The sequence below is a fragment of the Gottfriedia sp. S16(2024) genome (assembly GCF_050473765.1).
Lineage (GTDB): Bacteria > Bacillota > Bacilli > Bacillales > Bacillaceae_G > Gottfriedia.
In genome coordinates this window covers 3,379,318-3,404,185 of sequence record NZ_JBFLUO010000001.1, presented here as the reverse complement: position 1 = coordinate 3,404,185, position 24,868 = coordinate 3,379,318, and the positions used below count along the sequence as shown (strand labels likewise).

Genomic DNA, 24,868 nt, shown 5'->3' with positions numbered 1-24,868 from the left:
CCTCTCCTTTATTTATATCTTATCTATTCATTGTTAGTTCCATCACTTTTATAATCAGACGATTAAATAGATGTCTTTCTTGACAAAAAGTCTGACGAAAAGCGGAGTAAAGAGCACTCCCTTAGCAGGCTATGCATCGAAGAAATCGATCGTTCGTTAGAGTCTGATATTCTATTCAATGTATCTCATCTTACAATAAATTGCATTAGCTTTCAATATTGGAGATTTCTTTCACATGTTCATTATACCTTCTATTGACAGTTGCTTTTGAAACGTTATATCCAAATCCTTTTAAGGTAGCTGCAATTTCTTCAAATGTTAGGTCGTTTTGACGTAATCTTACAATTTCGGAAATCGGTAATTCCAACTTATCTCTACCACCTGCGTTTACACTACCTTCTAAGTTTTTTTGAGGCTTATACCCGTTTTCAACCGCCTTTCTCATACCTCTTTTTATTTTCATATTATGAATTTTCCGTTGATATTCCTCTACAATACTTAAAATTTCTAAAACCATTTCATCGCTTTCACTTAATTGAAATTGTCCATTTTGAGAAGAAGTAAATAATTTTATCCCTTCCCTTTTTAAAAAATGTAATAAAGCGATTCTTGCATGACCTCTGCCTAATCGTGTTTCATCTTGTATTAATAAAGCATCAACTTGGTGCTCTTTTATAATTTGAAATAGTTGGAAAAGTCCTTCTCTTTCTACTTCATAACCACTGGCCTGTTCGCCTATTGTTTCTAGAATACACATTCCCATCCGCTCACCTAATTCGGTTAGTTCACTCATTTGTCTTTGTAGTGATGTTTCTTGTGAATCCTTTGCTGTACTTACTCTCGCGTAAATTATTGCATTCATTAACTGTTCCCTCCATACGAACATGAAAACTACTTTAATAAAAAATAGAACTAACGTTTGTATATCATATCCTATCATGATATAATGAAAAAAATAAAGAGGAACGTATTATCTACTTTATAGGCAAGGGGGAAATTCAAATGAACAAACTATCGAAAAGGCAAGCAGAAATTTTAGCTTATATTAAAGACGAAGTAAAAATTAAAGGTTATCCACCTTCAGTTCGAGAGATTGCTGAGGCTGTTGGTTTAGCTTCAAGCTCTACAGTGCATGGTCATTTAGAGAGACTAGAACAAAAAGGCTATATTCGAAGAGACCCTACGAAACCGCGTGCAATCGAGATTCTTGGCGATACAACTACGGTTGTGAATGAAGTACAAGCATCATACTCTGAAATCTATAACGATATTATTAACATTCCTGTAATCGGTAAAGTAACTGCCGGGATTCCAATTACTGCAGTCGAAAACGTAGAAGAATATTTCCCTTTACCGACTTCTGTTGCTCCATCTAACGAACAAGTTTTTATGTTACGTGTAGAAGGAGATAGTATGATCAATGCTGGTATTATGAATGGCGATCTTGTAATCGTAAAAAAACAATTCACTGCTGAAAATGGAGAAATTGTAGTTGCCATGACTGAAGATAGTGAAGCTACCGTAAAGCGCTTCTATAAAGAAAGCGACCATTTTAGACTTCAACCCGAAAATGATGCTCTGTTTCCAATTTTATTAAAACAAGTATCAATTTTAGGAAAAGTAATAGGAGTTTATCGTACATATCATTAAACCTTTTAAGAGCAATGACATATTTATGTGATTGCTTTTTATTTTTAATAAGCATATTCAAACTACACTAACTTATAATTTAAGGGAGTTTTTTTAGTGAGTAAACTCGAGTGGAGAAAAAGTTTAAAAGAAATTTATTTACCAAAAAGTAAGCCTAGTAAAATTAATATACCAGCCTTTAAATATATAACGATTGAAGGCAAAGGGAATCCAAATAATGAATTATTTAAAGAAAATGTAGAAGCACTTTATACTTTAGCATATGCAATTAAAATGTTGCCTAAAAAAGGGATAGTTCAAGAAGGTTACTTTGATTACACAGTCTTCCCTCTTGAAGGAGTATGGGATTTAGATGAAGAAGGCCGAAAACTAGACTATTTAAACAAAGAACATCTTCTATATAAATTAATGATTAGACAACCTGACTTTGTTTCAGAAGATTTAACATACATCATTTTAGATCAACTTAAACAAAAAAAGAAAAATCCACTGTTAGCAAACGTAAAACTCGAATCGATTACTGAAGGCTTATGTGTTCAAACCATGCATATCGGAAGTTATGATGACGAACCACGAACTTTTAAATTAATGGAAGAGTTCTGCACGGAGAATAATCTACAAAGAGTTCAAAAAACACATAAGGAAATCTATATTTCTGATGCAAGAAAAACTCAACCTGATAAATTGAAAACTGTTTTAAGGTTTCAAGTGGAAGAACGATAGACAAAACTAAAAGAGCTTGGATTTTCCAAGCTCTAGACTTACAATTAGTTACCTGTAACATATCACTTTTAAATTAAGCAGTTTATCATTCACTATAACTTTCAAAACACTTCTCTAAATCATCTCTAAATGCAATTGCTAAATAATTATCGATTATATTTCTAGTAATAGGTGATTGAAATACTTGACTCTTATATGCCCCACCATCATATTCAATTATATCAATCTTATTTTCAACCTGTTCATTTTGCACTTCATCAAAATATTTAATACTAACTACTACTCCAGAGTCATCAATCGTAATTAATAACTCTCTTTGATTTAATAAGACCTCAATCAAACTATCTTTATCAATCATAATATCAAATTCACCATTCGAAACTTCAATTTCCTTTTTTAAAGACTCCTTTAAATCTGCAAAATAAGATTCAAATTTTTCACACATCTTACTGTATGCCATATTTTCTGTAACAGTTTCTTTATATATTGCTTTTGTTTTTAAGATGAATTCCCTTTTAAAATCCATATTTCCACTCCTTGTAATGATATAATTGGAGCATTTATATATTATTACTATTCATCATGCATTGAAAAATAGAATAACAGGAAGAATGTATTTAAATTTTTTTTAAATTGATTAGCCTAAAGTAACAGACTAATTATTCTGTCAGGACTTCTTACACACTTTTTCTTAATTATTGTAAATAATATTACACTTTTTAAATTAATCTATGAAATGATTATAAGATTGAGAATCAGATGAGATTACATTTGAATTGAAGATGGGTAATTGGAAGTGGTTAATGATATTTGGGGTAATAAAATTATTTTTATTCTTGTTTAAAAAATTAATGCCGAAAATATCGTTTAATCTATTAATTTAACATAAATAATTTCAGGATCCCCTTCATCCAAATTATCGATAAGTCCACTTTCAATATATCCTAAAGATTGAAATACTTTTTGCATTTGGATATTTGATTTATTTGTAGATGAAAATAATTTCTTTTCTGAAAAAACTTCAACATATTTCATGAGATTTTTTGCTATACCAAGCCTCCTCATGTTTGGTGAAACAATTATTAAATCAATAAATAAATGGCCAAAGAAAAATTTATGATAAATCATAAAACCTACTAAACTTCCATTCAATTCACAAACTGTACATCGATTTTCTTCAATCGATAGTTTAATTTGATTTTTCCTCATTCGGCTTCCAATAATTTGTGAATCCAGAATTACGATTGATTCACAATCATTCAGATCCGCATTTCTAATTCCCACTTTCGTTCTCCTTTTCTAAAGATAGTTATAGTTAACCTTTTCTATAAAATACTTTCAAACCCTTTTATGTATTATGTTTAATGTTAATAAACCTGTATTTAAAATCATACAGGTTCACTTAATAAACAATTCAATATTTTATAGATTTGTTGGATTGAAAATTTTCCCCCATGTTTTTATCCCAACAATTCCATCAACTACTAAATCATTTTTTCTTTGAAATTCTTTAACTGCATTTTCAGTTAGGTTTCCGAATATCCCATCCACTTTAACGCCTATTTTTTCTTGAATTTTCTTTACTTGCACTCCCCTCGAACCTTTTTTTAAGATTCCGTTATAAGGATATAACTCAATTTGAATGATCCTTTTATATAATCCATTTTTAATATTTGCATTATTTACCGAGATGAGCACATCTGCATAATTAGTATCTACAGCCCATCCTGCTGCAGCAATTGCTTTAAATTGCTCATTAGCAGTTTTGTAAGTTTTCACTTCACTGTATCGTGGATTACTTAAAATAAAATCAACATAGCCCTGAACTGGATCATTATATTTTATATAATATCCACCTTCATTTTTAGGTCTAGCAGTTCCTCTACTACTAAGTGGTAAACCTGGATACCACGTTTGACCTGCAATATTGTTATTTTTCTTAAAATTTTTAGACGTAAAATGTGCTGTTTCTACTTGCCATTGAGTATAAATCACTTCAGTTAACCAGCCAATTTTTTTTGAAACTTCTTGGGCATATTGAAAATATTTAATTGTATTAGACACTATAGACTAATCCTCTCCTTAAAATGCTTGTCCTATAGAGTATTCATATGCTCCAATCTTGGTACTAAGGAATTAGTAGAAAAGTAATCGAATCTGTCTATTTTTTCTATTTAAAAATTCATATATTCTATTACCCTTCTTGTATTTAACAACTATTAAAGTTTCTTCATACGATAGTTAAAAACTGGAGTTGATAAAATGACTAATTGGATCTACATTTCTACATCAAACCGCCAGCTAAAACTTTTCGACGGAAACACTCTGCTTAAAACTTACCCAATTGGTGTAGGAAAAATGCTTACTCCTACTCCTACAGGAACTTATACAATTATTAATAAAGATCCAAATCCTGGTGGACCTTTTGGGGTACTATGGATGGGACTTTCCGCTCCACATTACGGAATTCATGGAACTGATAATCCTGCAACAATTGGTCACTTTGTTTCACATGGTTGTATTCGAATGTTCAATAAGGATGTACTTGAATTATCTTCGATGGTTCCAATAGGCACAGGTGTCGTTATTCATCAATAAATGAAAAAACCACGAGAAGTTCTTATCTTGTAAGTTTTCATAGATTAAGCGGCACTTCTATTAAAATAAATTTCCATTCTCTTAAAAATGGTTTATGGCTTCCATGTTACAACTAAGAAGAAAATTAAAAACCCTTACTCTACTGTAAGGGTTTTGGAAAATGAATTGAAAATTGAATAGTTCCATCTATTAATTTCACATCATGTTTTAACTGATGACGGTTTAAAATCGATTTTACAATCGCTAGACCTAAGCCTGTTCCTGTTAAATGTTTATTTCGGGAAGCCTCCATAACATAAAACGGTTCCCAGATTTGCTTAATTTGAGTGGAATTTTTAAGATTTGTTTCATTTTTAATGATGAATACAATTTCCTCATTTTCCTCGTAAATCTTAATGTTAATTACCGGATTTTTTGTATATTTAATTGCATTACTAATTAAATTATTAAATACTTTCTCAATTTGGTCACGATCTACTTCAATATTAATTTGATTCGTTTTAATATATTCTTTTTTTATGATTATATTATTTTGATTTAATTCGATTTCGAAGTTTTCCAAGCTAGAATCCAAAAGCTGAATTAAGTCAAATTGTTCTATATGTAATCTTTCACGTTCAATTCTTGATAACTCTAATAATTTATCGATTAAACGGTTTATTTGATCTGTTTGTTTAATGATTGTATCAACATAGGTTCCGTCATCTATTCCGTCCTTAATTCCTGCCGAATAAGCTTTGATTAAAGCAAGCGGAGTTTTAAGTTCATGAGAAATATCTGAAATGAACGTTTTTAAATTTGCATTCCGTTGATTTAAATCATCATGGGCAATCCTCAATTTGTCACTCATTTCGTTTATACTTTTAGCAAGTTCTTCGATTTCATCATTTGTTGAAATTTTTGCCTTTTTAAATTCTAATTGAGCGATTTCTTTAGAAATATCTTTTAACTCTTTCAATGGATCTGTTATTTTTTTTGACCAAATCCAAACCATTAAAATCAGCATTAAAATCAAGAAAATCATAATATAAATGGTAAACTTATTTACGATTTGAACAGCATCACTTAAATAAACAATCGAGACACCAACTACAATAAATACATTATCCTTTTGAATAAAATCGACTAAAAAACTAGATTTCAACTTACCTTGATCATAGATTTTACTAATTCTTTTACCACTTTTAACTTGGTTTAATGTCTCTTCTGTAACCCAAAATTTATTTAACGTTACTCTTTTTTGATATAAATTATCTCGTAATAATCCATTAAACTCGTCTAAATTAGATTGTATTGGTTCATAAGCGATTGTTACATTATTTTTTTGTTCCAATTGATTAATTGACTGTTTAAACTCAGCCATTGGCATCTTGTTTATTGATGTTGAAATGTCATGTACTCTATTTTTCATCTGAAATAAATAATATTTAGGTAATAAATACGAATTGATTATTAGATAAAAAATAAAAACAAAAAGAATACATACGGTAATTGCTATCGATATTTTTCTTCCTAATCGATTCATTTTTCTTTTCTAAGACTGTATCCTAAACCTCGATGTGTTTGAATAAGATCTTCTCCTATTTTTTCTCTTAATCTCCTTATATGTGTATCAACGGTTCGATCATCTCCATCGTAATCAATACCCCATACATTGACTAACAAATCCTCACGTGACAAGATGTTTCCTCGATTACGAACAAAACAGCTTAATAAATCAATTTCTTTTTTCGTTAAATTTAAATTTTCTTCGTTTTTAAATGCAATTTTACCTTTAAAATCTACTTTTATATGATCAATTATAATAAGATGTTCCTCTTTTAGTAATTTTTTAGCTCTAGTAATCAGGACCCCCGGATGGAATGGCTTTCTTACATAATCGTCAGCCCCAAGTTTTAGAGCTTGTAGTTCGTCCTCATCTTCACTTTTAGCTGTAAGCATTAATACTTTTGTTTCACCGTTTTTCTTTATTTCTTTACACACATCAATCCCACTACTATAAGGCATCATCCAATCTAAAATAGCTAAATCAATTTTTTCGCTATAAAAGATTTCGATCGCTCGTTCTCCGTCTTCTGCTAAGAAAACGGTATATCCTTCCTTTTTGAAATAGGCCTGTAAGATCTTTAACATATCTTTTTCATCATCAGCGATTAGAATATTGATTTTTAATTCCTCCGTTCAATTATGTTATTTTGTCACGTTCATGTAACAAAGGTAGCTTAAACTGTTTTCGAGGAGTGATAACATGAGGATCATTGAAATTTTAATCAGTGCGCTATTTATTTTATTTGCAATCTTAATTGTATCAATTCATTCATAAAAGGCAGGTTATAGACATGAAATATACCATATTTAGAAGGATCGTTAGAAGATTACTAGTTTTTACTTTGATATTATTAATTTTCCCTATTATTTTATATAGTTATTCAAAAAGTATCGAACCAAAAATGTTGGATGTAAATCAAATAACGATCACATCAAATTCCGTTTCAAAGCAGATGGAAGGATTGAAAATTGTTCAATTTAGTGATAGCCATCTAGGTGCTCATTATACATTAAAGCAATTAAATAAAGTTGTCGATCAAATTAATAAACAAACCCCTGATTTAATTGTGTTTACTGGTGATTTAATTGATAATAGCGCTTTATACAATAAATTAGATCAAATCCCTGCAGTACTTCAACAATTAAAAGCAAAATATGGTAAATATGCTATTTACGGTAATCATGATGTTGGTGGAGCAGGCAAGAAAATCTCATCATCTGTTTTCATAAAATCTGGTTTTACAGTTTTAGAAAATGAACAGAAAGTAATCGACTTAAAAGATCATAGCAAACTAAATATTATTGGTTTGGATGACTATCTCTTAGGAAGACCAAATCCGGCTGAAGCATTTAAAAATATACAAAAAAACGCTTTTAATCTCTTACTAGTACATGAACCCGATGTGGCAACACGCCTTAAAGAGTATCCGATTGACTTACAACTTTCTGGCCATAGTCATGGTGGACAAGTAAAACTTCCATTTCACGAAGCAATTTATACCCCACCATTAGCAACCATTTATACTGAAGGTTTATATAAAATAAGTGATCATAAAAAACCTTTGAACTTATACGTTAATCGGGGTATAGGAACAACAAGGCTTCCGTTTCGATTTTTTAGTGTTCCAGAAATTTCAGTTTTCACTTTAAAAAGTAAATAATAAAACCCGCAAGGAAATATGAATTCCTTGCGGGTACATTAGAGATATTCTTTATCAATAATTAGTCAACGAAGTTCACATAGTTTTTCCACGTATACAAATCACGTTGCAATGAAGATATTAGGACATTGGACTAAAATCCTTCCAGATTGTTACTGATAATAGTTCATGGGTAATGTCATTACTAAACCAAGTTTCATTCCATTCAACCTGGCTTCTTTCAAACCTCGTTCGTTCTTCATATTCTTCTATACTTCTATATTTAATAAATAAATTGATGTAATAATATTGCTCATCTTCTCTTTGCATAAAATTCATTCCAATATTTGATGGCTCTGAATGAAATTTTGAATGTGCTGACTTTTTTAATCTTGATTTAAAATCCTCTAAAAACTTCTTTTCAAACTTATATTCAAATAAGACGGTAATCATTGTTTCAACCCATTTCTATTATTAGTTGTCCATTAGCTAAACACTATTATAAGTATTCAATTTCTTAATTATTCTTACCAACCACTCATACATATAAGATTTAATTTGAGAGGATAATATAAAAAATAGAAATTTCTATAAGAGGTGCTTATGGAAGAAACACAATCACTGAACTCATCTGAAAATATTACTAGTCTTATTTGGAAACTATCAATAGGTTCTACATTAGCATGGGAAATCTCAAATTTTTTTGGTTCCTCACATCCATACTTAGGTCCAGTTTCTCTTATACTTACTATTCAATCGACAATGGACAAAACAATTAATTTATCAATCAAGCGAGTAATTGGAACAATGATTGGAATCGGTATTACTGTAATAATCGCGAGTTATCTAAAAGTCACTGGATGGAACTTAGGACTTTTAATTCTGTTTGGTACATATATTGCTAAATTTTTAAAATTAGACAAAAAAGTACTTCACCAGGTCGCTCTCACAATTCTATTTGTATTTGCATTTGAACACCAATCAAAGGATTATGCGATGGATCGAATGAGGGATACGCTTGTAGGTGTCTTGACTGCTGGATTAATACAGGTCATTTGGTCTTCTCTCATCTCAAGAAAAAAGAATTGAAATAGTACAAACACTATCCTGATTTGTTTATTTTCAATTTTTAAGAGGATTAATTAAGAATACTACTTATTTCAATCCTCTTTATTTTTCAGATTATTCTTTCACGATACTGCACAATAAAAATTCAGTCTCTCATGTTCTCATAGAAGACAATTCTATTACCAAACGGATCTCCAATCCGAACCTCTCGTGTTTTCCAAGGAGTTTCTTCAATTCCAGGTCGAGCATATTTATATTTCTTTGCCAGTAGCTTTGAATGAAGTAACTCTAAATTTTCTACTTCAATTCTAATAGCTGCACCTGGGCTACAATCCCCATGGTGTTCAGAAAGATGAATTACACAATTGTTATAAGAAATTTGCATATACAAAGGTAAATCGTCTTCAAATCGATGCTCCCAATCAATCTTAAATTCTAAAAATGTTATGTAGAATTCTTTTGCCTTATCTTCATCAAACATACGTAGAATAGGTGTAGGACTTTTCATAGAAATTTTCGATGTATTCATTTCTCTTCTCTCCTTTTCTTTTAAAACTACTACCTATTAAGAAGTTCATTTAACTTATTGCATCAATAATTCCTTGAATTACTTTCATACTCTCAATGTCCTTTGAACGAAGCTTTCGTCCCGTACCTTTTTCATAAACCTTTTTTTCTTCAAGTAATTGGTATGGGTTTAGGACATTAATTGATATACCTTTTAAATTATATTTTTGAATTGGCAATGCATCATTTCTCCATTCCCAGTCTGGAAAACCATTCGCTATGATTTTACCTTCTTCTGAAATTTTAACAAATACAAAACTCACATCGATTTCGTCTTTTATGAAATCTGTTTGGAGCATACTGACTGGAATTTTCTTAAAACCAGCTTTAACCATTGCCTTTTCTAACTCATCCCTGTATTGAATTAAAGAGACTAAATCAATATCCGAGTGTTCGCGAGTCACTTTTCCAAGCAGAAAATCAATTGCCCACCCTCCCCGTAGCCAGATATGAAATTTTAGATTTAAACAAATAGTATTTATATCACTGAGGATCTTTAACTGTTTCTCAACCTTATTGGAATTGTCCAATTTCACCACACCTTTTATATGTACTATTTATTAGTTTCTTCTTCGTTGGTTTTGGCACCTTCTAGAACTTAAAATAACCAGTGTGTAAACAAATTCCAAATTAAAAAAGCTTCTTCAATCGAAGAAGCCTTTACTTAATGTCCAATATTTTGGTTTATGCCATTTGGTTTATTAAATACAGCTATTGAATCAACTATAGATTCGCTTGCTGCATTTAAACCAATGATGGTAGTTTTTATTTCATTTTCATGAAATTTAATCACAATTTTATCAATAGCTGATACACCAGATTCGTCCCATATATGAGCTTTTGATAAATCAATCTCGACTGTTTTTACTTCATCTTTAAAATTAAAAGCTTCAACAAAATCTGTGACAGATGCAAAGAACAGTTGACCTTCTACTTTATACACTCGCTTATTTTCCTCAAGTTGAGAAGTTACTTTTACTTTCGAGATTTTCGCTGCAAAGAAAACAGCACTTAATAAAATTCCAATAATAACACCAATGGCTAAAAAATTATGATTTAACATTAATAACAGATTGTCCAATCATTGCACATCCAGCCATTCCCCCAAATAACCAATACACTTGAGGATATTAAACGGGAAAATTGGATTAGTAAATCTACGCTATATCGTTATTTAGAAAATTAAAAATGACCTTTGAGTAAGGTCATTTTAGTTTTTGTAGATGAATATTTTTTGAGTTAGTTCATAAATAACCCAAGTTTGATAAAATTACGAATACAATTACTGTAAATACAAAAGCAAGTATCACAGTTTTAAATCGACTCTTCTTTCTAACATTTTCAACATAGTAAAAATCATCATTTCCCATCAGCGCTCCTAAAACTAGATAGACTAAAAGAGATACTGGCAAAAATAAGAATACCAATCTTACAAGAATTGATGGAATCAAAAGAGCTTCTGCAATACCTCCACATACACCTAAAAATACATAATCTGTATTCGATTTATATAGTCTATTTCTATTCATGATTTCCCTCTTTTAAAATTCATTTTTACCATCTAAATTTTAAAAAACAAGTTCATTTGAGCATATTACTCATTTATTTATCAACTTCTTCACATTCTCATTCGGACTCCAACAATTAAATTTATAGTTCGTCATCGTTTCAAATCCCAACCTACTACAATAATATTTCATACCTTTCACTTGTTTCTCTGCTTTAAAATGCTGACACGTTGCACAGCAACGGAAATCTTTCATAGGACCTCCTAAAATGAAAACAAAACTTTGAATTAATTACATTTCCCAATAGAATTAAAGTTCTTATTTATCGAGCAAATCTTCAATTGAATTAAAAAAATGAGTAGCAACAGGTTACCCTTATTACTTTCTACCTCTAATTTTAATTGAATTTTCAATTTATTAATTGAGTACAAAATCTCATTTACTTTTGTATTTATACATTTGAGTATCTTTTCAATATTTTACGGTTAATTTCTTCATAAACACAGAAAATAGTAGAGCATAGTAATTAATGGAAAAGGAGATTTACCGATGAAGCTTTGGATTACTTCTATTTTCTCTATATTAGTAGCTCTATCTACTACCTGCTCTTCAGTATATGCTGAACCTAATCATAAGCTTGCAATAGTGATTGATGATTTTGGTAATAACATGAAAGGAACGGACCAAATGCTTTCACTACCGATCCCATTAACAGTTGCCGTGATGCCTTTTTTACCATCTACTAAAAAGGATGCAACTGTTGCTCATTCTAAAGGATATGAAGTCATTGTTCATTTACCAATGGAACCAAGGAAAGGGAAAGCAAGTTGGTTAGGACCTAATGCAATTAAGACCAACTTAAGTGATGAAGAAATTCGAAGAAGAGTCCTCGCCGCTATTGATGACGTCCCATACGCAATCGGAGTAAATAACCATATGGGTTCAAAAGCAACTTCCGATGAGAGAGTAATGCGCATTGTCTTAACTGCTTGTAAAGAAAGGGGCCTATTTTTTTTCGATAGTAAAACGAATTATCGAAGCGTAGTTACTAAAATTGCAGATGAAATAGGCGTGCCGGTCATTGAAAACAAGTTATTTTTCGATGATTTATACACATATAAGCATATAGAAAAGCAGACTCGACTACTATTAGAAAAAGTAAGAGTAGAACCAACTATGATTGCGATTGGACATGTGGGAGAACCAGGCGAAATTACTTCAAATTTAATAAAGGAATATATACCCAAAATTAAAGAAGAAGCTAATTTTGTATTTTTATCAGAATTAGTAGAAAACTTGCCAATCCCATTACATTAAGAAAAAATTAGGAACCGCTATTTTGCGATTCCTATATTTTTTGATCTGTATTCCTTAAAGTAATCCTCAACCTCGTTAATATTATTAACGACCAATATTTTATCATTGTAATCTTTAAACTTTTTAAAGAATTTTGGTTTCCCCACTTCTTCAAAATACTTATTCCATTTAAACATTTTGAAGAATATTTTAAGTGTCGGTTTATAATTTGACTTCTCTAATCTAAGTTTTTGTAAGAAATACCTTTTAATGATTCGATAGGTTCTAACAGAATAGCTAGTATCTAAAAAAATAATCAACTCTGCATTTTTAAAACTATTACCTACCCAATCTTCATTATGAACACCTTCAATAATCCACGTATCCGAACGAATGAGTGTATTTAAATAGCATTCTCTTTCTTGATTTGAACGACTAATATCTTTATGACCTTTTTGCCTTTTCCATACAACATTATCTAACTCATAATAAGGTATATTTAGCTTTTTGGACATTTTCCTGGCTAATGTCGTCTTACCACTTCCAACTGAACCAATGATATGTATTTTCTTTGGTATGTTATTTCTCACTTAAATCACCACTTATCTTAAAACATCGATTCTATATTATTCGATTAAGTACTTAAAATGACCTTGTTTAAACTTAAATAAAAAATAGGAGCTGAATGAATCAGTTCCTATTTTTATTTAATCGTTCCGCTATTAAATTTAATCTTTAACTAGTTACTAAACAATGTTCATTATTTACGCCAAAAAGTCGTTAATTCAGATTTATCTTGAATATTGAACTCAATCATTTTCTGAAGCAATTCATAATTGACTGGGACTTTCCAAGGAATACGAAACAAACCTTTTGTAGCACTATAGCCAGCCTCAGCAATTTCATCGGCAAAGTGCTCAATACCTTTTTCTTCTGGTGATACACTCATATGTTGCTTCGCAGTCGAAATGCCAATGATAAATGTACCATGATTGGAAAACATAGGCGTATTCCACTTAATTTGCGGCTCTAGGCTAGGAAATTTATTCGAAATCCAATCCAAAATTTCAGCAGTTCGTTCACGGTGGTCTGGATGATCAATACCTGCTAAATATTCTGCAAAAACTACCATGTCGGTCCCTCCTCAATCAAAAATTATTTAAGTATGTAAGACTTTAATTTAAACTATATACATATAATCCAAAACAGTCAAAAATCACTTCAAAGTTTTATCATTATTAGATTTCTCTACTTCAAAAACCCTTGTTCTACTATGATCTTATTAAAAAGTCATATTATCATTCATTGAAAAAAAAGTTATAATTCCTAAAACTAAAATGATAATCAAAATTGTCTGTATGCATATCCCAACAATACTGCAAACCTTTCCCGAAATTGCTAGGCCTTTCCCTTTTTCATTCGAATGATTAATTTCGGCAATACTTTTTCTAGAAATAAAAAGACCTATTATACCAAGTATGAACCCAATATAAGGAATGATTATCGATAATACGCCTAAAGTTAATGAAGAAATAGATTTACTATTCGTTGTAACCACATCAAAACCCCCATGAATTTAAAAATATGAATTAATTCTAAAAAAATGTATAATTACACTATTATATATAATTCTATTATAATATTACACTAACAACTCCTATTTGTAATTTGGGTTAATTTCAGCATTTCTTTATAAAAAGTAAGAACCATTTAAGGCGTATAAAATAAAAAATAGGATAGAAATTAATTTCCATCCTTAACTGTTTATTTCTTTTTCTCTCAAATAATCTTCATATGCTTTTTTTACCTTATCGGATATTGGCAAAGCTGGTGCTACTTTTGAAAGTCTTTTGCTTAGATCGTTTAAAAGATATACCCCTCTAAACAAAATGCCAGCTAAAATTCCGAACCCTATAATGATACCAACTTCTCCTATCATCGAAAGAAATATACCTAATACGGTTGCTAATATGATTGATATTAACAATTTCAAAGGAATTCTTCCTTCCCTAGTTTTTCTTATCCACAAAAGACTATATTTAATGTCGAAAATCAAATTTATCATCAGGGACATTCAGAGTGTGACCGTTAATAACAACTGTATCACTATCAATCCATTCAATATCTGCTGCGCTCTCACGATAATTCCAGTATACAGTTTTACTCTTCTTTTCCTTGTTAAATACTAATTCTCCTCTTACAGTATTTTCAGTTGTTGCTCCTCCACTTGTTACATATGCTTTTAAAGTATAATTTCCGTTTGGAGATTCTTCTTCTGTAAGATATTCTCCTTTTGGTAATCTATTCATATCAAAAAATGCCCAGTATACCCCATACCCGATAATCACCAAAAAAAATACGCTTACAGAAATTAATATTTTAAATGTTTGTCGTCTTCTTTTCTGCCAACTTTTTTTATTTTCTAGTATTTTAGTAGACAAATTACGATCTCCTTTTTTGTACCCAATGAAATTTCAATCTATTTACTGAAATTATAATTGCTTTAAATTGGTTTATAAAAACTTAAACACCATTATTTTCTACTAATTCCCTTTTGCTTAAGAATGTTATCTGAATTTCACCATAATTAAATGAGTATTTTTTAACATTCTTACTTCTCCGTTTTATTTATGCAAGTTCTAAAGGTAAATAAGCATATTCTCCATCCCTAATAATCTCACATTTTTTAACTGAAATCGGATACTTAAAAATCGGTCCATCTATCACGGTAGTATGGAACTCCCCACTTTCTCCACATGGATCAATGCCTCGACTTTCAAGCTCCTTCACATATTCATGAGTTAATGTTCGTCCTAAATCTTCTTCTCGCATTCTTAATGATAAGTTGACCGATACAACAATTGTTTGAAACCCCCTATTGATAAACTCATCGACAGCTTCACGGTGATTCATTTCCCATAATGGCATACCAAGCTTTAATCCAACATTTTTAGTAACCTTATCATGCCAACAATCTTGTGCAGGCATATCTATGTCTCCCGTTACTAATACTTCTGTTCCTTGATTTTTTGCATTTTCTAATAGCTGTGTAAATACTTTTTCATATTCCTGCCAATTTGCCACCCCTGTATAAACAGGTAAGCCTATTGATTCTGCTTGAGCGTGTACTAATTCAGGAGGCATTCCATGGGATCTAGAACGTTTTCCTTCTTCCTCAAGCATAACGATCAATCCAACCGCTTCCCCTATTTTCATAGCTTTATATAAGGCTAGTACACTATCTTTCCCTCCGCTAAAAGAAGTTATAAATTTACGACCAACTGCATTATTTTTCCAGTTTACTGTTTCTACCATTCACAACTTACTCCCTTATCTTAATGATTTTTCCACTATATTTTTAAGTACAAATTAATATTAAAAATTTTCTAATGTTCTTGCAATATTCCTCACATTTTCAATACTAGGAAGTTCTCCATTCTCATCTTTCATTATCCTATAAGAACCAGTATCGTTTTTATACCGAACTTAAAATTACTACTCATTAGTCGTCTCCTTATACCACGAGTTTTTTAATCTAATTTTAATATTCGACAAAATTTTCAACCTCCCTTGCTATTTATTCAATCAATTGTTACAAAAATAGGAAGACCGACAAAAGTCGATCTTCTCCTGGAATTAGCTAATGTATATTTAGTAGAATCTAAATTGAACTTCTCCTCCAGCTATACCTAGCCAATAATTTTAAATTTTTTTAACACTTAAATTAAGCAAATAAAAAGATTTGCTACCGCAGACCACTTTTAAAGAAAATTGTATATTTTATTTGTAAGTTTTAAAAAAGTAATAATCTTCTCTACTAAATGGGAAAATCCATAAAATCATTTCTTAACATAATGAAGCATTGCAAGTTGACTTAATTTTTCTACTTTGGTCAAAGTGTATTTTTGGGTAATATCATCACCAGTATAAAGAGAGATACCTTTTCCTAATACAATTGGAGCGATCGCTAGTTGAAATTCATCAATCAAATTTTCTTTAAAAAATTCTCGGGCTAGATTCCCTCCACCAATAAACCAAATATCCTTACCAGGTTGTTGTTTTAATTCTTGTATAAAAGCTTTAATATCTCCGTCTATAAAAGTAGCATATTCATCTGAACCAGTTGCAGATTTTGAAAACACATAGTTTTTGTATGTACGATAAGGATAATCCATATCAAATCCGCGAACGACGTCATACGTTCCTTTTCCCATCACTACAGTGTCAATTCTCTCTAAAAGAGTATTATAGCCAGAATCTCCTTCTACTTCTGTTGTTTCTAGCCATTCTAACGTACCATCATTGTTTGCTATATAACCATCAATTGAAGTACCAATATATAATATAATTTTACGATGTTTTTCCATGTAAATCTCCAATCTTTTTTTTGATGTTTGTTTTGCTCATTACTTCTCATGCCATATGTATTCAATACTGAGGGATTCTGGATTTTGGAAATATCAGTTTCTTCAATGCCATTTATATTAATCTTAGGAATGATTCACACGGGCATTGGATTCTTGTTATTCTTTTCAGGAATGCAGAAATTAAACGGGCAAAGCATAGCAGCATTAAGTTATGTTGATCCAATCACTACTTTAGTGATTTCAACTGTTTTCTTACAATAGAAAATGACAATTATTCAAATGATTGGTGGGGCATTGCTATTAAGTTCCACATTTGCAAGTGAAAATCATTCATGGAGACTGTCTAAACCATTTTTGAAAAAACAGCTAAATAATAAAATAAACAGTGGGAATGTGCAATTTCCCACTGTTTTTAATTTTAGATTATGAATTTCTATACTTAGCAAACATTAATTCATCATGATATTTATCTAGATCCGGTAATTTTAAATTTTCGGCAATCATAATTTCAGCTTCTTTATCATATTCTACCCTTACAAATTGGATCGAATTAGATGAATAAGAACCATCAAGAATCGCATACGATGCTGAAGTTAAATCAAGAGAATTTCCAACACTTCCTACATTGCATAGAATTCCGTTTTTGAAAGTTTCCAAAAAGGTAGTATGTATATCTCCATAAAAGACGATATCTGGGGTCTTTTCGTTTTTGTTTGAATTTGTTATCTCACTATTTTCAAACATACTTAACCGTTTTTCAATTGGATGAAATGGTAAAATCCTCTCAAACTCACTCCTTGGTGAAGCGTGAAAAAATCTGATTAATTGTCCATTTAATTCAAGGTCAATATGAAATGGTAATGAAGATAGAAATTGATAGTCATTATCTGTTAATCGGTCTCTAAACCATTGAATAAAATCATTTTCTGCAGGTGACTGAATAAATACATCCCAATTGCCACGGACCACTTTTTCACAATTTTTTTGAATAAGCTCTATACACGCTGAGCCTTGAGGCCCCTTACCAATTATATCACCTAAGCAAAAAATTCTTTCAATTTCTCTAGAACGAATGTCTTTTAAAACTGCTTCTAATGCCGTTTTATTTCCGTGAATATCTGAAATAACTGCTATTTTTGTCATGATGCATGCTTCCTCCTCTTCTCTAACATTTGCATTTTACTAAAAGACCCAAATTATCTATACCCTATATACTAGCAAACATTTATTTATATTGAAATTGTTAAAGCGAACTACTCATATTTGTTAACCATTAAACTATTCCATTTAAAAGAAGTTTAATCCTTCATTATCATTTTACTATAAAGAAAAAAGGAGCTATTTTTTAGCTCCTTTTCAATGCAAATGCATGAATTGGTATTAAACTTGGGTATAAACCGACAATCCCTTTTTGAAAATTAAGTAAGATAGATGTATCTGTCATGTCATTAAGTGCTTCATTTATTTCATGGTCAATAACTTTTGAAAGTCTTTAATCAATCACAAGTAAACTCCTAACATCAATTACTAATATGTTATCACTTTTATTGTATACCTAATTTTTTTCAAATTCGACTATAAATCATCAGAAATGCATAGAATTGTTATTCAAATAATAATTATAGTGTTTTGTCATACTTACTTCTAAATAATCAAACGAATTTATTAACTCCAATGCTTTTTCATTGTCATCATATTTTGTATCAACATTCGGTAAATTGATTATTCTATTTTTCAAAGTAGGATGTGTAGCGTATTCAGCTTCAGAATTGCTTAAAGCTTTACCTAATGACTCCTCAATTTGCTTCTTGTAACTTTCAACATTTTCACGGTAATAGCTAAAGTAATTTTCAAATTGAAATCCATGAACAATTTTTTCGGTCATTTGTTCATCAATTAAACGATTAAAAACATTACCATGGCTTATTAACTTAGACAATGCCTCTTTAAAATTTTCATTTCCACACATTTTTGATGCAATAAAATCGGCTCTGTACTCCATTTCTCTAGAAATTTTCATATTAAATTTGTGAAAAATTTTAAGATAATATTTCATAAGCAAATTTGGTAAAATCATTGGAATTGATATAAATATTGGACGACGACGACCATTGTGATTAAACAAGGATGTAATATAGTCTAAATACTTATTTGCACCTTTATAGACAGGAGAAACGAACCGATTGAAAACTAAATCTCTACCCGTAAAATGCGACAGTTCATGGGCAATAATCGCACGCAGTTCATTTACTGATAATATGTGAAGTAAAGGATAACTAATTGCTAGTATTCTACCTTTTGCAATTCCATTAAACACAATAATTTTGCCTTCAGATACAAAAAAGTTTGATTTCACATGCAAAATGATCGAGTCTGGCATTTGTGTATTCATTTTTTCAGAAAGTTCAGAAATCAAATCGCGAAGTTTTGGATGATCATGAGGATTAATTAATATAGCCGGCTCAAATTGTTTATTTTTAAAAAACATAGAAATAATTGCAATAAAACAACTCACTACCCCAAATATCATACCAAAAAAAGGTAGAGCATCGATTAATATTAATCCAAAATATGCAAATCCTAATTCACCTAAAAATTCACCTACAAAATAATGAATAATAAAGATTAACCCGCTACCAACAAATACGATTAATGCGGTTGTAAATAAAACCATAAGATAAAAACCTGGAATAAATAGAAGAGAAGCAAAGATTTTCTTTTTTGATACAATTGGTTCACATTCCATACTTTCTTCTGACAATAGATCACTTCCTTCTTAGTTATTAGATCCCAACCACTATATATTTTTAGAAATCAATTATATATATCTATAAAAATTATATAAGCAATGATAGAAGTAGTCGGAATAATACTGTTCAATTTTGGTATGTTGAAATTAAATTCATTTAAAGTTTTTCTCAATAAGCCATCCAAGAGGGAATAGAGATTTATAGCCAAAAACACAACTAATAAAGTAATAATAAAAGAATAATTCTTAAGAAGAAATTTGGTTCCAATAAAAAGCGAAGGTAAAAAAATTATCTCTAAAATGAATTCAGCTAGATCATGCCTTCTATTGTCAAATTTGAAAAGCCATTTCCCATATCTCTTTAATAACGACATTTTGCCAGCACCTCTTTATGATAGATATTCGCTATTAAATTTACACTTTCCTTTTATGGCCATTTTTACTGTTTAAATTTTTTCTCATTCACATTCCAAGTTTTATTCCCAATCCATAATCCCATTAAAGTGGAGAATATTATTGCTATTAAATATTCAAAAATAACATAAGGAATATAGGTTAGAACTACTCTATTAAGTACAAACAAATTAAATGTGGTAAATAGTAACCAAGAACCAGTATAAAAAAATACTATGTTTAATACATATCTTTTCTTGCCCTTGGATCTTATTGTGTTCCATTTTTCTTTTTGTTTATTTAAATTTCTCATTTATCGCCCTCACTTTACTCATCACTTCTCTATTTATCTAATTTTCAAATTATTATACAGTATCAAATGAACTTTGTAATTTGGGGGAAATTGCTTATTTCATTGAAATTTAAACTTCATTGTTGTTAATAAGTAAAAAAAAAACGTCTCTCCTTTATCGTTTTGATTAGGACAGCCGTTTTTAATTTTTAAATCCATTAACCTTATACTCAAATTTTAGAATCATTTTCATTATTTTTTAATTCATGATAAAAATGTGCCTCACTTGCATTCATATAAGGAAACAACCATAAAAAACCAATGCCAACTGTTAAAATGCATAATAAGATCCAACCAAGAAAAGAAAGGTCTAAACAAAACAATTTCCACTTATATCCATCCATCATTCTTCTACTCTTTGTTATCGCATCATTTGGAGACAAATGTGGTTCTTCAATAAATATGTATGGCGCCATTCTATATGAATATGATTTTATAATGCCAGGAACAATCAAAAGCAATGTCCAAAGTGTAGTATATAAATAAGTTAAGAAATTTAGTAAAAATGCATTTAAATATAAATTCAAGTTTGTAAAATAATAAAAGATTGTTTGTAAGGAATAAGGTTGCTCATCTTCCTTTGTCGCAAATGTAAAGAGTCGTGTACTCCCGATCGTAATAATTGCCGTAATAAATAAACTATAAATAAACGTTATGTAGTCATCCCAGCTAATTACAAAGGATATATATTTCGTCAATTCATTTTTAATGGGATTCGGGAAGTATACAGTAAGTCGATTTTCAACTAATGTAGTTAAAAGATGTACTATGATCGTATACCCAATAAACTTTTTCCAATTCCCTCTCAGTGTATCCCTTGCTCTTGAGCGTATTTCATCTATGTACATGAAAACACCTCCTTTATGTTTATGAATATAAAATTCTACATTTTTCTACAAATCCCTTTTTAAAAATTATGTCAATATTTTTACAATGAATATTTCTATTAATTTTTAGCACAAAAAAACATTCCATAATTAAAAATGGAATGTTTCTTAAAATCACCAATTGTTGTCGAGTCAATCCTAAATTGATTACCACTGTTTTACATATTAAATAAACTGTCTTCTATGAGATCACATCGCTAGACTCAACTTTGTTGTCTACTTCTTAATCGACCAATTATTTCCATATATTTTCAATCGATCTAACAGATTTATTTGTCCCTGCATGTTTTAATCCGTAAATATCCTCTATTGTATGTAAAAGATCAAAATGGTTTAAATTTTCGTTAAATTGTCCTTTTTTTACCATGGGTCCAACAAAAACGGTGGGAATTTTGTTATTATGTGAAAGGTCATCTTCATCCCACGTTACAATTAGCAAACTATTATTCGTTTTTGCCCATTTGACATAAGCACCAATTTGTTTTTTTAACCACTGATCTCCTTGTTTAATTGTTCCATCGTGCATGTCATTTTGGAGATTAGGGATTATAAACGAAACAGTTGGAAGTTTACTAAAATTTGTTGGGAAATTTTCTAATGGCTGATTTGCTTTTTTAGGGACATTTGTAAAATTAGCCCAAGGATTGTGCCTACGTGCATAATTTTTGTTGTATTCTCCATTAAAACCAATTGAAGGCAAATCTTCAGAATAACCGGCAAATGTTAATTTTTTTTCAATAAGCTCACTTGCTAAATTATCTGTTGAGAATTTTGTTTTTGGTAAAGCATCGTCTGTGACACCTTGATTTGATCCAGAGAACAGGTCCAAATAATTCGGCTGGCTAGGATGTTCAATTGCATGATAGTTAGTTAAGTTGGCACCTAGGTTCATTAGTGAATTAATATAAGGTGCAGAATGATTCCCCATAATTTGCTGTTTCGCATGATTCTCCTCAATTACTATTACAATGTGATCAATTTTTGGAATTCCTGATTCTGTTTGCGAATTGAAATTAAATAATTTAAACGTATTTAGATTTTTTTTATTAATCTGTATACAAGCAATTAAAACAAAACAGATTAAAAAAAGTACTATAACCCATTTTCTCAATATAACACTACCTTTATTTAATTATTTTCTTATTTCAATGAAATTAAAGTTTTAACATAATCTAGTTATTTATTCTGTATTTTTCCTTAAAACATTAATTCTCTTTGTATATGTAATTACCCTTCTTTGATTTATTTCTTTCAATTCATTAATAATGATGATCTTCTTTTTGTTGTTAAGTTTGTCGGGCCCATAAGAAAAAAACATCCCATTAGATAAATGGAATGTTTTTCAACAAAATTATTCTTTTAAACCCATTGCTTGTTTAATAGCCTCATAGATATAAGTGTTTTCATATGTTCCTGATAATAGCTCTGCTCCAGCACCAATTGCTGTTAATGGAACAGATACGCCACCGTGTCCACTTGTTGTCCAGTCAATCATGAATTGATTGCTACTGTTTGCCACATTAAATGGTCCGTCTTCTTTAGAAATTCCATCGCCTGACTCATCTTTGATGTCAACATCTTCAATTGATAAGCCACCACATTCATGGTCTGCTACTACTAGAACAAGAGTGTCAGGGTGGTTCTTAGCATATTCCTTAGCTACAGATACTGATTTATCTAGTTCTTGACCAGCCTTAATCATTTTTTCAGCATTGTTCTCATGAGACATTTCGTCTGTTCCCTCTTCTTCTACCATTAAGAAGAAACCTTTTTTATTATCTGATAAAGTATCGATTGCTTTTTTAGTCATGTCAGGAAGAGATACTACTGGATCATAAAGATCACCTTTTCCCTCTTCTCTTTGTTCAAACATTTCTTCGTTTGCAAAAAGACCTAACAACTTACCATTTTTCGCTTTTTGTAGCTCATTAGCATTCGTTACGTAATTGTAGCCAAGCTTTTTCGCTTCATCTACAAGATTTCCTTGTGTTCCTTTACTTTGTTCAGAAGGGTCCTTTACTGGGTGGTCTTCGTAGCTTCCAGCATTTCCTGCAGGATACCAAAAGTCCTCTCCTCCACCTAGTAGAACATCGACTTTGCTGTTTTCAAGATACTGCTTAGCAATGTCACTTTGTTTTGAACGATCTGTTACATGGGCACCAAATGCTGCTGGAGTTGCATCCGTAATCTGGCTTGTTGTGACTAAACCAGTTGATTTCCCAGCTTCTTTCGCCATTTCCAAGACTGTTTTTACTGACTTCTTGTTTGCATCAACACCAATTGCCCCATTATACGTTTTTACCCCTGACGCCATAGCAGTAGCCGCAGCTGCTGAATCTGTTATAGCAGTAGTTGAGCTAGTATGTACCAATCCAGCATAAGGCATATCATCCATTGCTAGTTTACCAGTTTGTCCAACAGTAGCCAGTCGGATCGCTTCACGGTGTGCAGCCCCCATTCCATCTCCAACAAAAACAATCACATTTTTAGCCTTTCCTTGTTTGTGACTATTATCGGATTCTTTTGCATCGACGAAATGATTAAATCCCAATGTTGTTGCAGTTGCAATTGTTAAAGCAGCACTGATTATCGTTTTCTTTTTCCCCATTAATAACACTCCCTACCTGAATATTTTCTTAATTTCAATATAAAGGAAGCGTATTTAGGAACTGTATAGATACTGTAAATATGGTATAAATTTGTATGAATATTTTGTAACTTTTGTCAATGTAGTTCTTTCAATTTTTAAATTTAATCCTTGTTTAATGTTTTAATTTCTAGTTTATTTATCGAATCCAAATAAAAAAAGAATCAAATTGTAGATTCTTTTCGCTCTCAAACTATGATCTTTTAGATTTCTTAATGATTCTATTAAATAGTACAAATACTGCAATTAAAATAATTAAGACTAAACCAGGAAAAACGATATTAAGCATTTTAGACCAGCCTTTCAGGTAGTGTTTTATATTATTTCGTCACAATCGTAAATATTTCCTTTTTTGGCGAAATTAACTACCCCACCATTATATTAAATTAAAGTTCAATTTTTTTTCACATAGATTACTTTATTTACTTTTAGTATCCTCCGATTTAATAGTTAAGAGACTTTCCCATTACTAAATTTAAGGAGGAAATACAATGATTAGAATTAAAAAAGGTTTAGCTATTTGTATAGTATCTTCAATGTTACTAATATGTGGAACAGCTTTTGCAGCAAGTGGTAAATACTCTACTACATATAGCATGACAGGTGGCGTCGAAAGTAAAAGACTTGATGTTGGTAGTAATCCTACCAAGGGTATTTGGGTAGATACTAAGAAAACAAAACAAGCTAATATAGAACTACAATTTAAAATGGATGCTTTTGGCTTAGATCCGATAATAGATGTAACAAATGTACCATCAGTAACTGGTGGAAACAAAACATTTACAAATAAGACAAAGGGTAAATATTATATTTATTACCGTAACTACACAGGCCTTCAAATGGAAGGAAAAACATCTATATCTTGGAAATACTAA

The 24,868-nt window shown here is 30.6% G+C and carries 31 protein-coding genes and 1 pseudogene; 8 read left to right on the top strand and 24 right to left on the bottom strand.

Annotated features, from left to right (window positions below; all coding sequences use genetic code 11):
• Nucleotides 1–205 precede the first annotated feature (205 nt).
• A complete protein-coding gene (locus tag AB1282_RS16015; RefSeq protein ID WP_429899530.1) occupies nt 206–862 on the bottom strand; it encodes a YneB family resolvase-like protein in 657 nt (218 codons plus the stop codon).
• Between the two features lie 140 nt (nt 863–1,002).
• Here AB1282_RS16015 and lexA point away from each other — a divergent pair, with 140 nt between their 5' ends.
• Nucleotides 1,003–1,650 (top strand): transcriptional repressor LexA, encoded by a 648-nt coding sequence (gene lexA / locus AB1282_RS16010; protein WP_429899529.1) that lies wholly within the window; start codon nt 1,003–1,005, stop codon nt 1,648–1,650.
• Nucleotides 1,651–1,746: 96 nt separating this feature from the next.
• On the top strand, nt 1,747–2,373 hold the full coding sequence (locus tag AB1282_RS16005; RefSeq protein WP_429899528.1) for a GyrI-like domain-containing protein: 627 nt from the start codon (nt 1,747–1,749) through the stop codon (nt 2,371–2,373).
• A gap of 85 nt (nt 2,374–2,458) precedes the next feature.
• On the opposite strand, the gene AB1282_RS16000 is transcribed toward AB1282_RS16005, so the two are convergent.
• The 3 genes from AB1282_RS16000 to AB1282_RS15990 all read right to left on the bottom strand — a co-directional run bounded on the left by AB1282_RS16000 (nt 2,459) and on the right by AB1282_RS15990 (nt 4,437).
• Nucleotides 2,459–2,899, bottom strand: coding sequence for a hypothetical protein (locus tag AB1282_RS16000; protein WP_429899527.1), 441 nt, complete (start codon nt 2,897–2,899; stop codon nt 2,459–2,461).
• Between the two features lie 341 nt (nt 2,900–3,240).
• Nucleotides 3,241–3,657 (bottom strand): GNAT family N-acetyltransferase, encoded by a 417-nt coding sequence (locus tag AB1282_RS15995; RefSeq protein ID WP_429899526.1) that lies wholly within the window; start codon nt 3,655–3,657, stop codon nt 3,241–3,243.
• A gap of 138 nt (nt 3,658–3,795) precedes the next feature.
• On the bottom strand, nt 3,796–4,437 hold the full coding sequence (locus AB1282_RS15990; RefSeq protein ID WP_429899525.1) for a glucosaminidase domain-containing protein: 642 nt from the start codon (nt 4,435–4,437) through the stop codon (nt 3,796–3,798).
• Nucleotides 4,438–4,635: 198 nt separating this feature from the next.
• Between AB1282_RS15990 and AB1282_RS15985 the strand changes: the two genes are divergently transcribed.
• Nucleotides 4,636–4,971, top strand: coding sequence for a L,D-transpeptidase (locus tag AB1282_RS15985; protein ID WP_056476631.1), 336 nt, complete (start codon nt 4,636–4,638; stop codon nt 4,969–4,971).
• Between the two features lie 139 nt (nt 4,972–5,110).
• Here AB1282_RS15985 and AB1282_RS15980 read toward each other — a convergent pair whose 3' ends face one another.
• Complete coding sequence (locus AB1282_RS15980) at nt 5,111–6,496, bottom strand: sensor histidine kinase (protein ID WP_429899524.1); 1,386 nt, start codon at nt 6,494–6,496, stop codon at nt 5,111–5,113.
• Complete coding sequence (locus AB1282_RS15975) at nt 6,493–7,137, bottom strand: response regulator transcription factor (protein WP_429901161.1); 645 nt, start codon at nt 7,135–7,137, stop codon at nt 6,493–6,495. Before AB1282_RS15975 ends, AB1282_RS15980 begins: the two co-directional genes overlap by 4 nt.
• 173 nt (nt 7,138–7,310) lie before the next feature.
• On the opposite strand from AB1282_RS15975, the gene AB1282_RS15970 reads away from it, so the two are divergent.
• Nucleotides 7,311–8,180 (top strand): metallophosphoesterase, encoded by an 870-nt coding sequence (locus tag AB1282_RS15970; RefSeq protein WP_429899523.1) that lies wholly within the window; start codon nt 7,311–7,313, stop codon nt 8,178–8,180.
• Nucleotides 8,181–8,300: 120 nt separating this feature from the next.
• Here the strand turns inward: AB1282_RS15970 and AB1282_RS15965 are convergent, their stop codons facing one another.
• Entirely contained in the window at nt 8,301–8,612 is a 312-nt protein-coding gene (locus AB1282_RS15965; RefSeq protein WP_429899522.1) for a hypothetical protein, read from the bottom strand.
• Between the two features lie 150 nt (nt 8,613–8,762).
• On the opposite strand from AB1282_RS15965, the gene AB1282_RS15960 reads away from it, so the two are divergent.
• Nucleotides 8,763–9,248 (top strand): FUSC family protein, encoded by a 486-nt coding sequence (locus tag AB1282_RS15960; protein ID WP_429899521.1) that lies wholly within the window; start codon nt 8,763–8,765, stop codon nt 9,246–9,248.
• Nucleotides 9,249–9,372: 124 nt separating this feature from the next.
• Here AB1282_RS15960 and AB1282_RS15955 read toward each other — a convergent pair whose 3' ends face one another.
• The 5 genes from AB1282_RS15955 to AB1282_RS15935 form a co-directional block, all read right to left on the bottom strand.
• Nucleotides 9,373–9,756, bottom strand: coding sequence for a glyoxalase superfamily protein (locus AB1282_RS15955; protein WP_429899520.1), 384 nt, complete (start codon nt 9,754–9,756; stop codon nt 9,373–9,375).
• Nucleotides 9,757–9,805: 49 nt separating this feature from the next.
• Nucleotides 9,806–10,324, bottom strand: a complete 519-nt coding sequence (locus tag AB1282_RS15950; RefSeq protein WP_429899519.1) for a nucleotidyltransferase domain-containing protein — start codon at nt 10,322–10,324, stop codon at nt 9,806–9,808.
• Between the two features lie 134 nt (nt 10,325–10,458).
• Entirely contained in the window at nt 10,459–10,875 is a 417-nt protein-coding gene (locus tag AB1282_RS15945) for an STAS domain-containing protein (protein ID WP_429899518.1), read from the bottom strand.
• Nucleotides 10,876–11,038: 163 nt separating this feature from the next.
• On the bottom strand, nt 11,039–11,323 hold the full coding sequence (locus AB1282_RS15940) for a PspC domain-containing protein (RefSeq protein WP_056476609.1): 285 nt from the start codon (nt 11,321–11,323) through the stop codon (nt 11,039–11,041).
• A 69-nt stretch (nt 11,324–11,392) separates the two neighbouring features.
• On the bottom strand, nt 11,393–11,557 hold the full coding sequence (locus AB1282_RS15935; protein ID WP_429899517.1) for a hypothetical protein: 165 nt from the start codon (nt 11,555–11,557) through the stop codon (nt 11,393–11,395).
• 294 nt (nt 11,558–11,851) lie between these two features.
• Here AB1282_RS15935 and AB1282_RS15930 point away from each other — a divergent pair, with 294 nt between their 5' ends.
• On the top strand, nt 11,852–12,619 hold the full coding sequence (locus AB1282_RS15930) for a divergent polysaccharide deacetylase family protein (RefSeq protein ID WP_390313231.1): 768 nt from the start codon (nt 11,852–11,854) through the stop codon (nt 12,617–12,619).
• 17 nt (nt 12,620–12,636) lie between these two features.
• Here the strand turns inward: AB1282_RS15930 and AB1282_RS15925 are convergent, their stop codons facing one another.
• The 7 genes from AB1282_RS15925 to AB1282_RS15895 all read right to left on the bottom strand — a co-directional run bounded on the left by AB1282_RS15925 (nt 12,637) and on the right by AB1282_RS15895 (nt 16,965).
• A complete protein-coding gene (locus AB1282_RS15925) occupies nt 12,637–13,188 on the bottom strand; it encodes an AAA family ATPase (RefSeq protein WP_429899516.1) in 552 nt (183 codons plus the stop codon).
• Nucleotides 13,189–13,358: 170 nt separating this feature from the next.
• Nucleotides 13,359–13,730, bottom strand: coding sequence for an iron chaperone (locus AB1282_RS15920; RefSeq protein WP_056476600.1), 372 nt, complete (start codon nt 13,728–13,730; stop codon nt 13,359–13,361).
• A gap of 150 nt (nt 13,731–13,880) precedes the next feature.
• The gene (locus tag AB1282_RS15915) at nt 13,881–14,156 is read right to left on the bottom strand and encodes a DUF4190 domain-containing protein (RefSeq protein WP_056476595.1); all 276 of its coding nucleotides are present in this window, start codon (nt 14,154–14,156) and stop codon (nt 13,881–13,883) included.
• Between the two features lie 198 nt (nt 14,157–14,354).
• Nucleotides 14,355–14,591: a hypothetical protein gene (locus tag AB1282_RS15910; protein ID WP_056476591.1), complete on the bottom strand. Its 237-nt coding sequence runs from the start codon at nt 14,589–14,591 to the stop codon at nt 14,355–14,357.
• A gap of 46 nt (nt 14,592–14,637) precedes the next feature.
• The gene (locus tag AB1282_RS15905) at nt 14,638–14,976 is read right to left on the bottom strand and encodes a DUF5412 domain-containing protein (RefSeq protein WP_286131791.1); all 339 of its coding nucleotides are present in this window, start codon (nt 14,974–14,976) and stop codon (nt 14,638–14,640) included.
• A 250-nt stretch (nt 14,977–15,226) separates the two neighbouring features.
• A complete protein-coding gene (locus AB1282_RS15900) occupies nt 15,227–15,913 on the bottom strand; it encodes a diphthine--ammonia ligase (RefSeq protein ID WP_056476587.1) in 687 nt (228 codons plus the stop codon).
• Between the two features lie 524 nt (nt 15,914–16,437).
• Complete coding sequence (locus AB1282_RS15895) at nt 16,438–16,965, bottom strand: dihydrofolate reductase family protein (RefSeq protein ID WP_429899515.1); 528 nt, start codon at nt 16,963–16,965, stop codon at nt 16,438–16,440.
• A gap of 36 nt (nt 16,966–17,001) precedes the next feature.
• Between AB1282_RS15895 and AB1282_RS15890 the strand changes: the two are divergent.
• Nucleotides 17,002–17,394: pseudogene (locus AB1282_RS15890) on the top strand (EamA family transporter); the annotation flags it as partial.
• Here AB1282_RS15890 and AB1282_RS15885 read toward each other — a convergent pair.
• The 5 genes from AB1282_RS15885 to AB1282_RS15865 form a co-directional block, all read right to left on the bottom strand.
• Nucleotides 17,389–18,108, bottom strand: coding sequence for a metallophosphoesterase family protein (locus AB1282_RS15885; protein ID WP_056476580.1), 720 nt, complete (start codon nt 18,106–18,108; stop codon nt 17,389–17,391). The pseudogene AB1282_RS15890 and the gene AB1282_RS15885 overlap by 6 nt on opposite strands.
• A gap of 442 nt (nt 18,109–18,550) precedes the next feature.
• Nucleotides 18,551–19,726: a M48 family metallopeptidase gene (locus AB1282_RS15880; RefSeq protein WP_429899514.1), complete on the bottom strand. Its 1,176-nt coding sequence runs from the start codon at nt 19,724–19,726 to the stop codon at nt 18,551–18,553.
• A 903-nt stretch (nt 19,727–20,629) separates the two neighbouring features.
• Nucleotides 20,630–21,307: a DUF975 family protein gene (locus AB1282_RS15875; protein WP_056476573.1), complete on the bottom strand. Its 678-nt coding sequence runs from the start codon at nt 21,305–21,307 to the stop codon at nt 20,630–20,632.
• A gap of 274 nt (nt 21,308–21,581) precedes the next feature.
• The gene (locus AB1282_RS15870) at nt 21,582–22,457 is read right to left on the bottom strand and encodes an alkaline phosphatase family protein (protein ID WP_286131780.1); all 876 of its coding nucleotides are present in this window, start codon (nt 22,455–22,457) and stop codon (nt 21,582–21,584) included.
• A 240-nt stretch (nt 22,458–22,697) separates the two neighbouring features.
• Nucleotides 22,698–23,954 (bottom strand): alkaline phosphatase, encoded by a 1,257-nt coding sequence (locus tag AB1282_RS15865; protein ID WP_429899513.1) that lies wholly within the window; start codon nt 23,952–23,954, stop codon nt 22,698–22,700.
• 530 nt (nt 23,955–24,484) lie between these two features.
• On the opposite strand from AB1282_RS15865, the gene AB1282_RS15860 reads away from it, so the two are divergent.
• On the top strand, nt 24,485–24,868 hold the full coding sequence (locus tag AB1282_RS15860; protein WP_429899512.1) for a hypothetical protein: 384 nt from the start codon (nt 24,485–24,487) through the stop codon (nt 24,866–24,868).